10 protein-coding genes and 4 tRNA genes are annotated in these 12,475 nt (G+C 45.2%); 7 read left to right on the top strand and 7 right to left on the bottom strand.

The window, feature by feature from the left end:
* The first annotated feature begins 5 nt into the window (after positions 1-5).
* From FEM55_RS14290 to FEM55_RS14280, 3 genes are read left to right on the top strand one after another with little or no spacing between them, the layout of a single operon-like run.
* A complete protein-coding gene (locus FEM55_RS14290; RefSeq protein ID WP_138282041.1) occupies positions 6-1,088 on the top strand; it encodes an ATP-binding protein in 1,083 nt (360 codons plus the stop codon).
* 45 nt (positions 1,089-1,133) lie between these two features.
* Entirely contained in the window at positions 1,134-3,368 is a 2,235-nt protein-coding gene (locus tag FEM55_RS14285) for a DUF5682 family protein (protein WP_138282040.1), read from the top strand.
* Positions 3,369-3,377: 9 nt separating this feature from the next.
* Positions 3,378-4,511, top strand: coding sequence for a vWA domain-containing protein (locus FEM55_RS14280; protein WP_138282039.1), 1,134 nt, complete (start codon positions 3,378-3,380; stop codon positions 4,509-4,511).
* 93 nt (positions 4,512-4,604) lie between these two features.
* Here the strand turns inward: FEM55_RS14280 and FEM55_RS24975 are convergent.
* From FEM55_RS24975 to FEM55_RS14270, 4 genes are all read right to left on the bottom strand, one after another.
* Positions 4,605-4,721 (bottom strand) — tRNA-OTHER (locus tag FEM55_RS24975).
* Positions 4,722-4,813: 92 nt separating this feature from the next.
* Positions 4,814-4,930 (bottom strand) — tRNA-OTHER (locus FEM55_RS24970).
* A gap of 92 nt (positions 4,931-5,022) precedes the next feature.
* Positions 5,023-5,096: transfer RNA gene (locus FEM55_RS14275), tRNA-Asp, on the bottom strand.
* 57 nt (positions 5,097-5,153) lie between these two features.
* Positions 5,154-5,230 (bottom strand) — tRNA-Asp (locus FEM55_RS14270).
* 158 nt (positions 5,231-5,388) lie between these two features.
* On the opposite strand from FEM55_RS14270, the gene FEM55_RS14265 reads away from it, so the two are divergent.
* From FEM55_RS14265 to radC, 4 genes are all read left to right on the top strand, one after another.
* A complete protein-coding gene (locus tag FEM55_RS14265; RefSeq protein WP_138282038.1) occupies positions 5,389-6,489 on the top strand; it encodes a Nif3-like dinuclear metal center hexameric protein in 1,101 nt (366 codons plus the stop codon).
* 101 nt (positions 6,490-6,590) lie between these two features.
* Positions 6,591-7,337 carry a zinc ribbon domain-containing protein gene (locus FEM55_RS14260; RefSeq protein WP_138282037.1) on the top strand — a complete coding sequence of 249 codons (747 nt, stop codon included), beginning with the start codon at positions 6,591-6,593 and terminating at the stop codon, positions 7,335-7,337.
* Positions 7,338-7,485: 148 nt separating this feature from the next.
* Positions 7,486-8,931 (top strand): hypothetical protein, encoded by a 1,446-nt coding sequence (locus FEM55_RS14255; RefSeq protein ID WP_138282036.1) that lies wholly within the window; start codon positions 7,486-7,488, stop codon positions 8,929-8,931.
* 57 nt (positions 8,932-8,988) lie between these two features.
* Positions 8,989-9,693 (top strand): RadC family protein, encoded by a 705-nt coding sequence (gene radC / locus FEM55_RS14250; protein ID WP_138282035.1) that lies wholly within the window; start codon positions 8,989-8,991, stop codon positions 9,691-9,693.
* Here radC and FEM55_RS14245 read toward each other — a convergent pair.
* The 3 genes from FEM55_RS14245 to FEM55_RS14235 are packed head-to-tail and all read right to left on the bottom strand — an operon-like array spanning position 9,690 to position 12,377.
* Entirely contained in the window at positions 9,690-10,511 is an 822-nt protein-coding gene (locus FEM55_RS14245) for a PdaC/RsiV family protein (protein WP_138282034.1), read from the bottom strand. The genes radC and FEM55_RS14245 overlap by 4 nt on opposite strands.
* A 23-nt stretch (positions 10,512-10,534) precedes the next feature.
* The gene (locus FEM55_RS14240; protein ID WP_138282033.1) at positions 10,535-11,269 is read right to left on the bottom strand and encodes a LytR/AlgR family response regulator transcription factor; all 735 of its coding nucleotides are present in this window, start codon (positions 11,267-11,269) and stop codon (positions 10,535-10,537) included.
* Between the two features lie 46 nt (positions 11,270-11,315).
* Entirely contained in the window at positions 11,316-12,377 is a 1,062-nt protein-coding gene (locus FEM55_RS14235; protein WP_138282032.1) for a sensor histidine kinase, read from the bottom strand.
* Positions 12,378-12,475 lie beyond the last annotated feature (98 nt).

The raw sequence follows: 12,475 nt of genomic DNA, 5'->3' as shown, positions 1-12,475 counted from the left end.
AATTTATGTCAGGAAATATTTTAAGAGCCTCGGCCGAACAGCAATTTGCACAGGAAATAGAAGAACTCAGGAAACAGGACGCAAATACCAGACCTGCCAACTGGCTGCTCTCTCCGCAAGCAGTTGTCACCTACCTGATGGGCGGCACGCTGAACAATGGTTTTGCCATAAGTCCAAAATACATCGGTAACAGGAGATTGATGGAAATAGCTGTGGCTACACTTACCACCGACCGGGCTTTGCTGCTCTACGGACTGCCGGGCACTGCCAAATCCTGGGTTTCCGAACATCTTAGCGCTGCCATTTCCGGCAGCTCCGCACTCGTTATACAGGGAACAGCCGGCACAAGCGAAGAATCCGTCCGGTATGGCTGGAACTATGCACAGTTGCTGTCTGCGGGACCTACGCTGGAAGCTATTGTCGAAACACCGGTTATGCGTGGCATGAAAGAAGGCAAAATCGTAAGAATAGAAGAACTTACCCGCATCGGATCAGACGTGCAGGATACACTGATAACTATTTTATCCGAAAAAATGCTGCCTGTTCCTGAGCTTAACACGCAAATTCAGGCAGTGCAGGGCTTTAATATCATCGCTACAGCCAATAACCGGGACAAAGGCGTCAATGATTTATCCAGCGCGCTGAAAAGAAGATTCAATACAGTTATTCTTCCGGTTCCGGAAACCATGGAAGAAGAAGTAAGAATTGTACAGCAACGTGTAGCCGGTTTCAGCAAGGGCATTGACTTGCCTGTTGAAAAACCGATACACGAGGAAATAAACCGGATTGTAACCATTTTCAGAGAATTAAGGAGCGGAGTATCCGCAGATGGAAAAACAAAGCTCAAATCGCCTTCCGGCACACTGAGTACGGCAGAGGCAATATCCGTAATGAATAACGGCTTGTCACTTGCTTATCATTTTGGCGATGCCAGTCTGAAGGCCGACGACCTCGCCAGCAGTCTTATCGGTGCCATAATCAAGGATCCGGTGCAGGACAGGATTGTATTTCTGGAGTATATGGAAACAGTGTTGAAGCAGCGTGATGGCTGGAAGGATATTTACCGGGCATGCAGGGAAGTTGTTTGATATACGTCCGTTTCCAGCTACGAACCCATTAATTGACAAAATACCATGTCGCTCCATCTCTTAGGCATCCGGCATCACGGGCCGGGCTCTTCCAGGCATGTGCTGGATGCACTTCATACCATTCGTCCGGATATTCTATTAATAGAAGGCCCACCGGAAGGTGAAACGATGCTGCCCTGGGTAACGCATTCCGACATGAAGCCTCCGGTTGCCCTGCTTGCCTATGTTCCTGATCATCCGGATCAGGCGGTTTTTTATCCGTTTGCTGCATTTAGTCCGGAATGGAATGCTATTCAGTATGCCTTGAAAAATGGAATTCCGGTACGCTTCATTGATATGCCGCTTGCACATAGTCTGGTTAAAGTAAATGAACCTGATACGCGGACGGTACCGGCTATGGATCTAGCGGAAGAAAACAAACCATCAACCCATGCAGATATACCGGCAATCCGTCAAAACCCTGTTGCTTATCTGGCAGAAATTGCAGGCTTTGAAGATGCTGAAGAATGGTGGGAACACAAGTTTGAAATTGCAAATCATCCAGCAGAGGTTTTTAGTGCCATAGCCAGTTCTATGGAAGCTTTAAGGAATGAATTGCCACACAAGAAAGATAATGACGAAGCCTTGCGGGAAGCTTTTATGCGCAAAGCCATACGGACTGCGCAAAAGGAGCTATACACAAAGATTGCAGTCATATGCGGAGCCTGGCATGTGCCGGCATTGAGCAACATGCCCAGGCAAAAGGATGATAACGTTCTTTTGAAAAATCTGCCGAAAGTAAAAGTAGAAACCACCTGGATACCGTGGACCAATGACCGTTTGTCGTTGGCAAGCGGGTATGGCGCAGGACTGGAATCGCCGGGTTGGTACAGCCATGCCTGGCATCATCCGGAAGATGGCGGTGCTTTATGGCTGTCGCATGCAGCCCGTATATTCCGTGCGCATCAGGTAGCTATTTCATCGGCTCATATTATAGAATCGGTACGGCTTGCCAATGCTCTGGCAGGATTAAGACATCTGCACAGACCCGGGTTAAAAGAATTCAACGAGTCCATTCTGGCTGTCATGTGCATGGGCGATCCTATTTTCATGAACCTTATTCACCGGGAACTGATCGTGGGGAATGCACTCGGACAGATTCCGGAAGGTACGCCGCAGGTACCGGTCCAAAGAGATCTGGAGCAGCAAATCAGAAGGCTCAGGTTGAAAATCAGCAACGATGAGAAACACATCAAACTGGATTTGCGTAACGAAAACGATCTGGAAAAAAGCATTCTGCTGCACCGGCTTATTGCACTGGAGGTGGATTGGGCCAAGTTGCAGCACAGCAGCAGCAAAGGCACCTTCAAGGAAGAATGGAGTTTGCTTTGGTATCCGGAACTTACCATTAAATTACTGGAAAAAGCTGCCTGGGGAAATACTATAGAAGAAGCTGCCAATAAATACCTGGAACATGAAGCACGTAATTGTACACGTCTGGATGAAATTACTGCCCTGATACAAAAAGCCTTGCCGTCTGACCTGCAAAGTGCCGTTGCATTTGCCATCCAACGGATGGATGAACTCGCCGCCAGCACTGCCGATACAACCGTCCTGATGAATGCATTTATCCCCTTGGTACAGGTTAACCGTTATGGCAATGTGCGCAAAACGGATCTGGAGGCCGTAAATGTGATTTTAAAAGCTGTTTTTTACAGGATTGCGGCCAGCCTGCCGCTAAGCTGCACAGGCATTGATGAAGAACAGGCGGTTACCATTACTGAAAAAATCAGGGATGTAAATCAATCCATACTTTTACTGGAAGAGGAAGAACTGAAAGCTTCCTGGACAGAAACGATCAAGAAAATAGTGGCCTCGGCCCATGCTGCGCCTATGGTGCAGGGTTATTGCTGTAAAACACTGTATGATGCCCGTGTACTGGATCATGAATCCATGAGTAATGAGTTCTCAAAAGTCCTGTCGATAAACAACAGCCCTGATTTTTCAGCGGCCTGGCTGGAAGGTTTTTTAAATGATGCAGCAACCGTGCTGGTACTGGATGATAACATCTGGAACATTGTAAATGACTGGCTGCTCGGTCTGGAAGAAACGGTTTTCCTGCAGGTCATACCATTGCTGCGACGCACTTTTTCCGTATACAGCAATGTAGAAAAGCAAAAGATCGCACAACGCGCCAGACAAGCAAAACCGGTTTCCGCCGGTATGGAAATTCACAGCAAGATTGATGAAGAACGGGCGAAACAAGTATTGCCGGTGCTCGAAAAACTGATGGGCCTTTAAATCAAAAACATGGACAATAAAGATGCGATCAAACGCTGGCGCCTCGTACTGGGCAAAGAAACGCATGAGGAACTGAATACAACATTTACCAAAGAAGAAAGCGGTATTGATAAAACCCTCGAAGCGCTTTACAATAGTGAAAGAAAGGGCGGTCTCGGCGCTTCTTCTCCTAACGTCGCCCGCTGGCTTGGCGACATACGGGAGTATTTTCCGGCTTCTGTTGTAAAGGTGATGCAGCAGGATGCATTGAAGCGGCTTAATCTCACCGCCATGCTGACCGAGCCTGAAATGCTGGAAACAGTAGTGCCGGATATTCATTTGGTAGCCAGCCTGATGACACTTGGAAAACTGATTCCTGAAAAGACAAAAACAACAGCCAGGCAAGTGGTCAAAAAAGTAGTGGATGAATTAACTCAAAAATTGTCGGGCCCTACGCAGCAAGCCATTACGGGCATGCTGAACCGGGCTGCAAGAAATACCCGGCCACAGCACAACGAAATAAACTGGAATGAAACAATTCGTAAGAATCTGAAACATTATCAGCCTGAATACAAAACCATTATTCCTGAAATCAGGGTTGGCTATGGCCGCAAGCGCAAAGCCATGAAAGATGTAGTACTTTGTATTGACCAAAGCGGCTCAATGGGAACGTCCGTAATCTATTCAGGTATTTTTGGCGCTGTAATGGCCTCTATTCCGGCAATACAAACCAGAATGGTCGTTTTTGACACAGCGGTGGCAGATTTGACAGAAGAACTTACTGATCCGGTGGATTTACTGTTTGGCGTACAGCTTGGCGGCGGCACAGACATCCATAAAGCCCTGATTTACTGCCAGCAAATAATAAGCCGGCCTCTGGATACGGTTTTGGTTCTGATCAGTGATTTATATGAAGGCGGGAATCAGGCAGAAATGCGAAAGAAAGCAGTTCAGCTTGTAAGCAGCGGCGTTCAGGTCATTGTGCTGTTGGCACTGAATGACTCCGGTGCTCCCTTTTACGATCATCAGAATGCCGAATTCCTGGCTTCTGCCGGTATTCCAGTATTTGCCTGCACGCCCGACAAATTTCCGGATTTAATGGCAGCTGCGTTAAGCAAACAGGATCTGGCCGGCTGGGCAGGCAGTAACAACATCAAACTGTAATCAAGCGAAATGCTAATGAAGCATTTTCCAATTCATTCCTAAACAGCAAAAGCCCGTAAAATGAATTTACAGGCTTTTACTTAAAACTTGAAGCGGTCTGGACGGGACTCGAACCGGGCGGCGTTCCGCACGCGACCCCATGCGTGACACTCTACGCGGGCCGGGCCATCGTGGCGCGACATGTATTCTAACCAGCTGAACTACCAAACCAATACTTGCAAAGAACTCTCTTAAAACCAGAGTTAACGTAAAATAAAAAAAGCCTGTAAAATGAATTTACAGGCTTTTACTTAAACTTGAAGCGGTCTGGACGGGACTCGAACCGGGCGGCGTTCCGCACGCGACCCCATGCGTGACACTCTACGCAGGCCGGGCCATCATGGCGCGACATGTATTCTAACCGGCTGAACTACCAAACCAATACTTGCAAAGAACTCTCTTAAAACCGGAGGTAACGTAAAATAAAAAAAGCCTGTAAAATGAATTTACAGGCTTTTACTTAAACTTGAAGCGGTCTGGACGGGACTCGAACCCGCGACCCCATGCGTGACAGGCATGTATTCTAACCAACTGAACTACCAAACCAATACTTGTAAAGAACTTTAAACTTTCTGTTGTCTTATTATAGACAAAACTTAAAACTGGCGGTCTGGACGGGACTCGAACCCGCGACCCCATGCGTGACAGGCATGTATTCTAACCAACTGAACTACCAAACCAGTTTATTTCACAGCTTTTCTGTAAAACGTGGTGCAAAACTACTATTATTATTTTCCGTTGCAATACTTACGACACCAATTTAGTTATTTTATTTGTAAATAAAAATAGATAAAGAAAGGAATATTCTGAAAATGAAACAGTTGTAGTAAACAAAAAAATGACATATATAAGTGAAGTAATTCAGGAGCTGGAAAAACTGGCTCCGCTTGCGTATCAGGAAGGTTATGATAATGCAGGTCTTTTGGTAGGTTCCGCGCAAACCGGAATATCAGGCGTGCTTTTTACACTGGACGTGACCGAAAAAGTAGTGGAAGAAGCCATTGAAAAAAAATGCAACCTGATCATAGCGCATCATCCCATTATTTTCAAAGGTTTGAAAAAACTCAACGGGAACAATTATGTGGAAAGAACGATAATCAAAGCTATAAAAAACGATATCGCCATTTATGCGATCCATACCAATCTTGATCATATTGAAAAAGGAGTGAACTGGAAAATAGCCGAACGGCTCGGACTTGGAAATGTCCGCGTACTTGCTCCAAAAAAGAATCTGCTGATGAAACTGGCTTTTTTTGTTCCGGTCAAGGATGCAAAATCTGTTCTCGACGCTCTTTTTGCAGCCGGTGCAGGCAAAATCGGCCAATATGAGAATTGCAGCTTCAGGACTGATGGAACCGGAACTTTTTTGCCCGGCGAGTCGGCCCATCCGGTAATCGGCACGGCAGGAAAGCTGGAAGAAGTGGCGGAACATCGCATTGAAGTCATGTTTCCGGCACACATGCAGTCAAAAGTTCTTTCAACACTGCGTCAAGCGCATCCGTATGAAGAAGTTGCCTATTATCTGACATCTCTTGAAAATGAAAATCAGGAAGTCGGAGCCGGTGCTGTCGGGGAATTGCCGGATGCGGTTGATCCGCATAATTTTCTGAATCTGCTGAAAGAAAAAATGCAGCTTAATGTAATCAAGCATACTGCCGCAGCCGGAAGTACGATCAAACGGGTTGCTGTTTGCGGAGGCGCAGGAAGCTTTCTTTTACCAGACGCAATCCGGGCAAACGCAGATATATTTATAACCTCTGATTATAAATATCATGAATATTTTGACGCAGAAAATAAAATTATGATCTGTGATATAGGCCATTATGAGAGTGAAGTCTTTACTAAAGATTTACTCTATAACTATTTATCAGGAAAATTTAGTAATTTCGCACGCTGTTTGTCAGAAGTCAACACCAATCCGGTACAATATTTTGTTTAGAAAGCAATTTCATCTCAACTTATTTAACTGATATTCTGTTAAAATAAAGGGCTGACTACCTTCACTTATTACGCATTGAAACAAGTCCATTAAAGACATACATGGAAAATACAATCGCACAAAAATTAGACGCACTCCTGAAGCTGCAGGAAATTGATTCAAGCCTTGACGAAATATTAAAAACACGCGGTGATCTTCCTGAGGAAGTCCGGGACCTTGAAGATGAAATCATCGGTTTTGAAACCCGCCTCGGAAAATTCAAAAGTGAAATTGCCACTCTGAATTCTGAAATAGACAACTTCAAAAATGCGCAGAAAGAAGGTGAAAAACTGATCAAAAAATACAAGGATCAGCAAATGAATGTCCGCAATAACCGCGAATATGACGCCATCACCAAAGAAATAGAATTACAAGAACTGGATATGCAGCTGGCCGACAAGAAAATAAATGAAGCCAGAGCACGTATCCGCCTGATTGAAGAAGACGCAAACCGTGCCGAATCTGTTCTGAATGAAAGGAACGAAGATCTGAAGGCGAAAAAAGGCGAACTGTCCGTCATCACAAGCGAAAGCGAAGCCGAAGAAAAAGCACTCATTGCAGAAAGAGAAAAACACGTTAAGAAAATTGAAGAGCGCCTTCTGAAATCCTATCAGAAAATCCGTGACAATTCCATGAACGGCCTTGCAGTGGTGCATGTGTCGCGCGGTGCCTGCGGCGGCTGTTTCAGCATCGTTCCGCCACAGCGTCAGGCTGACATTCGTGAACGCAAAAAACTGATTGTCTGTGAACATTGCGGTCGTATTCTTGCCGATGTGGAAAGCGTTGAACCGGTTCATCAGCGTCGATAAGATTTTTAAATTATAGATTCCAAGGTTGTCTTGCCGGACAACCTTTTTTTGTGCCCGTAAAATGACATTCCGAAAACGGCTTTTTTACGCAAAGTACGCTTATTTGATAACAGGATTGCTGTTACTGATTTTATCAGCAAATCCGTTAATGGCCCAGGAAAACGGTTACAAGGCCGGTTTTACTTCGAAGCTGCAAAAAGCCTATTCCGAAATACAGAAATTGCGCCTGCAGCCTGCACGCGAGTTACTGAACGCAGAACGTAAGACCCAGCCGGATAATGCGTTTGTTCCTTATCTCGACAATTATGCAGACCTGCATTATCTGCTGATTTCGGAAGATAAAAATGCTTACAAACAACTTTCCCGGCTTGAAGAAGAACGTCTGGATAAAATGGCAAAGCTTCCGGACAACTCGCCGTACAAACGGTTTCTTCAGGCGGAAATCCGGATGCACTGGGCATTTGCCAAGCTGAAGTTCGGAAATGAAATCAGCGGATCATGGGAAATTATCAAAGCCTACAAACTGCTGGAAGAAAACCAGAAGAAATTTCCGAAATTCCTCCCTACTCTTAAATCGCTCGGACTTTTGCATGTGCTGATTGGTTCCATACCGGAAAATTATACATGGATTACCCGGATGCTGGGACTGAAAGGCAGTATCCAGACCGGTATTCAGGAACTGCGCAAGGTTGCCGAAGAAGAACCTGTTTTCCGGCAGGAAGCCGAACTGATCGATCTTTTGCTTCATGCCTATACTTTGCACCTGTCGCCGGCGCAGCTTGCCCGAATGCGTCAGTTGCCGGAAGAACAGCCAGATAATCTGCTTTATCATTTTTTTGCCACAACCATTTTTTTAAAAGAAAACAAAGGAGAAGAAGCGGCCGGATTTCTGGCAAAGGCACCTTCCGGCTCTGCTTACATTCCGTTTCCATTTCTGGATTATCTACGCGGAGAAATAAAACTGCAAAGGGGCGATTACGAAAATGCACAGGAGTCGTATCTACTTTTTCAGCGAAAATACAGCGGTTTCAATTACATCAAAGACAGCAACCTGAAACTATTCATGTGTTTTTGGCTGGACAATAAAGATCAGGAAGCCACCAGGTTTATAAATAAAATAAATGCAGGCGGAAGTACGATTGTAGAAGCCGACCAGTCGGCGCAGCGCTTTGCGGAGGATTTTCTTGCAGGAAAAATAAGTCCGTCAAACAAAATTTTGTATAAAGCCAGATATGCCACAGATGGCGGATACCTTTTGCAGGCCATGAAGATCATGGATGCCGTTTCTGAAAATTCATTTCGTTCATGGCCGGAAAAAACAGAATTCAATTACCGTAAAGCAAGGATTTTTCAGAAATCAGGAAAAATAAATCAGTCCATTCCTTATTACGAACGGACTTTAACGTTGTCGCGTAAAGCGGCGCCCGGCTTTGGAGCTTCTGCTGCATTACAGCTCGGGTACATTTGCATGGATAAAAAAGATAAAGTCAAAGCCGCAGGATATTTTAAAACGGCCATGTCGTTCAAAAAACATGAATACAAGAACAGCATCGATAACAAGGCACGCGCAGCATTGACGCTGCTCGGTGAGTAAAAGTGACTTTACCGTTTCCGGAACGTCTAAGCATTAGCAATCCTGAAAATTGGCGGTATGTCGAAGAAAAATGATCACAGTACAAGAAAAATCCGCAGCTGGTTTGAAGAAGACAGACCGCGTGAAAAGTTACTTCTGAAAGGAAGGGCAGCACTATCCGATGCGGAGCTTATTGCAATCCTGATCGGTTCAGGAACAGTCGATCTTTCCGCAGTCGATGTTGGCAAACAGATCATGAACTCGGTTGGAAACAATATCAATGAACTGGCCAAACTGGGTGTTACCGATCTTACCAAAATCAGGGGAATCGGAGAAGCCAAGGCCATTACGATTGTTGCCGCTCTTGAACTCGGGCGGAGAAGAAACGATATAACCAAATCGCAGAAGCGGAAGATAACGGCACCCGCTGATGTTTACGAAGAAATGAAGCAGTATCTGCTGGATAAAGCGCATGAAGAATTCTGGATCATGCTGCTCAACCGCGCCAACGATGTAACACGTACGATTCAGGTCAGCGTCGGAGGCGTTTCAGGTACGGTCGTGGATGTAAAAGTGATTTTCAAACTGGCTATTGATCATCTTGCAAGTTCGGTAATTCTGGTTCACAACCATCCTTCCGGCCAGTTACAGCCCAGCCATGCGGACCGGCAGCTTACGATGCAGGTCAAGGAAGCCGGACGTTTGCTGGACATTCCTATTCTGGACCACATGATTTTTACGGACAATGGCTTTTACAGCTTTCTGGATTCGGGTGAAATCTAGAAAAACACATTTTCATCAATTACGTTTTCCAGTTCGGAATAGGGAATCACAAACTGAATTGCACCGCGTGCATATGCCGCAATTTCGTATGGATTGTAATAGAACAGAATGCCTTCGCGTGTCAAAGCGTGACTTACAGGAATAGAAAATGTATGGTCAAGAAGGAAATAGCCGGCTTTTTCAAGATCCATATCCGGCGCAATATTTTCTGTTTTCCTGAAATGCTTTTCAACCAGTTTTAAAAAGGAAACCGAATCCGTCACACACTTTTTTATATCCGTTTCCTTACCGGTTGTTCGGTCAAAAATATGAAAAGACCGGAAGCTGTTCGGGTGGGCGCCGCCGGTAAATGCATAATGATCAAGCCGGTATTGCAGTACTTTCGGAGTCGTCATAACGGTATCCCCTTTCAGTTCCACTTCCCAGCAGCCGGGCGCATCGGGAAAATCCTTTTTGAAGTCGTTGTAATTCTTCTGGAACAACTTAAAAGCGTCATCAATACTTCCGGAAGCAGAGGGCATGGAAGCCAGCGTGGTCGAATCGAGGTACGAGTTAATCCTCTGCAATGACTTTACCGTCAGCATATTATTTATCGTTTCCGTTACGCTGTTCGAACCTGAAGGTGTCCAAAGACTGATTTTCAAAGAAACGCCAGTACCGCTGACCGTATCGCATTTCCCGTAAGATGATCGAACAATTTTACCATGAACCGCATCCGGCTCAGCCTTTTTATCCGCATTCCCGGAAGTGCCGCATCCTGTAAACCAAACTGCAAACAACAGCAAAGTACAACCCGCAGCAATACGCATTATTTTCATTCAAGTCCTGATTATTGCAAATTCTAAAGGCTCATTAATTCTTTAAACCGGATCGCCTGACGACGAGAGATCTCGATTTTATCTCCACCCTGCAGCGTAACAAGCAATCCTCCGCTAAACCAGGGTTCGATTTTCTCGATCCAGTGAAGATTTATGATATGCTTGCGGTTAGCGCGGAAGTATGTATTCGGGTCCAGTCGTTCTTCCAGATTATTCAGCGATTTCAGGACCAAAGGTTTCTGATCGTCAAAATGAAGCCTTACATAATTGCCCATGGATTCAAAAAGCCTGATTTTGCCCAGTTTTACAAACCAGCACTTTTCTCCGTCCTTTACAAAAACCTGATCATTCTCGCCCAGCACTTTTTCTGCACGTTCCTGCGTATGCGCCGATGTTTCGGGCAGCGCCTGATTTTCTTCAATCCGGTGAATGGTTTCTTTAAGCCGTTCCGTATCAATCGGTTTCAGAAGATAATCCAGAGCATTAAATTCAAATGCTTTAATTGCGTATGCGTCGTATGCGGTTGTAAAAATTACTTCGGGGCTTTTTCCTTCAATGGACGAAAGCAGTTCAAACCCGTTTTTGCCGGGCATCTGAATATCCAGAAACAACAGCTCCGGCTGCATTTCCTCAATCATCACCAACGCTTCTTCCGCGTTGGCGGCCTCGCCGATAATTTCTATTTTGGTATACGGTTCAAGCAGCCTTTTCAATTCATTTCTTGCAAGGCGCTCATCGTCAACAATCAAAGTTCTCATGACCAATAAAATTAGGAATAATTAAGGTTAATGTTTGAACAGCTTTTTACCGGTTGCTTTCCTCTCCTGCCATCATGACATCTTCTGACAACATCGGAATTTTTACTTCAGAGCATACGACATCTTCTTTTTCCTGAAAAATCCGGAAAGCAGCTCCTTTTCCGTACAGAATAGACAATCTTTCAGCGGTATTCTTCAGCCCTACGCCTCCGGAATCGGTATTTCCCAGATTGCCTGAATTCATGATTGTAATTACCAGCAAGTCATTAATGATTTCTGATTTTACTTCCACAAATCCACCTTTGATTTCCTTGGAAACACCGTGCTTGATGCCGTTTTCAACCAGCGTCTGCAGCATCATCGGCGGCACCTGCCAGTAAATGGCCTGCGGATTGGTAACAATGGAGTACCGCAGCCGGTCTTCATAACGGACTTTTTCCAGTTCAAGGTAATCTTCTACAGTTCTGAGTTCTTCCTGCAGATCAACCGTTTTACGCCTGTCGGCAAGCAATGAATTGCGCAGAATGTTGGAAAGCTGCGTGATGCTTAACTGGGCTTTGGTCGGATCTTCAAATACAAGCGCCCGGATGCTGTTCAATGCATTAAAGGTAAAATGAGGATTGAGCTGCGAACGCAAAACTTTCGATTCGGCTTCACGCATGGACATTTTGAGCATGATTCTTTCGTAACCCGCCAGCCTTGTCTGTTCTACATAATGATAAACCGTATAGGATAAAATCCACGCAAGCAGGTTTTTACACCAATTGGAATAATATCCCCAGAAAAGCAACGGCTGATTCAGCAGATTTTCCTGCAGTACCTGCCGGTCCAGCGGCAGATTGACCATGGTCATGATCAGCCCGAGCAGTAAAACTGATCCGATCACCCGGAACGCCAGCCTTGGCAGCGGCAGCGAAGACCAGTTCCATTTTCTGATCACAAGCCTGTAAAAATGCGTGAGGCAAATGCCCAGCAGAATATTGGCAAGAGCGGTGTAAAACACGCCCAACTCAAACCCGAATTCCATGGTATACGGAACAAACTCAAACATCATGATTAATGTCCAGCCCAGGATTTGCAAAGTCCAATAAATATGTCTTTTGGACATGTAGTTTTATGTTCGCTGAGAATATGGATGTCAAAAGACAAATGTATGGACGCGCTTTGATGTCCGGTTTATAAATACACCAAAGGAAACGAATCCAC

Source organism: Dyadobacter sediminis (assembly GCF_005860765.1).
Lineage (GTDB): Bacteria > Bacteroidota > Bacteroidia > Cytophagales > Spirosomataceae > Dyadobacter > Dyadobacter sediminis.
The sequence above is the reverse complement of the archived record's forward strand: the minus strand, read 5'-3'. Positions and strand labels throughout refer to the sequence as shown.

What these genes read in the sequence shown, in the direction of transcription:
- FEM55_RS14285 (WP_138282040.1), top strand. Translation starts at nt 1,134, where the DNA reads ATGTCGCTCCATCTCTTAGGCATCCGGCATCACGGGCCGGGCTCTTCC.
- FEM55_RS14255 (WP_138282036.1), top strand. Translation starts at nt 7,486, where the DNA reads ATGGCCCAGGAAAACGGTTACAAGGCCGGTTTTACTTCGAAGCTGCAA.
- FEM55_RS14245 (WP_138282034.1), bottom strand. Translation starts at nt 10,511, where the DNA reads ATGAAAATAATGCGTATTGCTGCGGGTTGTACTTTGCTGTTGTTTGCA.
- FEM55_RS14265 (WP_138282038.1), top strand. Translation starts at nt 5,389, where the DNA reads ATGACATATATAAGTGAAGTAATTCAGGAGCTGGAAAAACTGGCTCCG.
- FEM55_RS14235 (WP_138282032.1), bottom strand. Translation starts at nt 12,377, where the DNA reads ATGTCCAAAAGACATATTTATTGGACTTTGCAAATCCTGGGCTGGACA.
- radC (WP_138282035.1), top strand. Translation starts at nt 8,989, where the DNA reads ATGTCGAAGAAAAATGATCACAGTACAAGAAAAATCCGCAGCTGGTTT.
- FEM55_RS14240 (WP_138282033.1), bottom strand. Translation starts at nt 11,269, where the DNA reads ATGAGAACTTTGATTGTTGACGATGAGCGCCTTGCAAGAAATGAATTG.
- FEM55_RS14260 (WP_138282037.1), top strand. Translation starts at nt 6,591, where the DNA reads ATGGAAAATACAATCGCACAAAAATTAGACGCACTCCTGAAGCTGCAG.
- FEM55_RS14280 (WP_138282039.1), top strand. Translation starts at nt 3,378, where the DNA reads ATGGACAATAAAGATGCGATCAAACGCTGGCGCCTCGTACTGGGCAAA.
- FEM55_RS14290 (WP_138282041.1), top strand. Translation starts at nt 6, where the DNA reads ATGTCAGGAAATATTTTAAGAGCCTCGGCCGAACAGCAATTTGCACAG.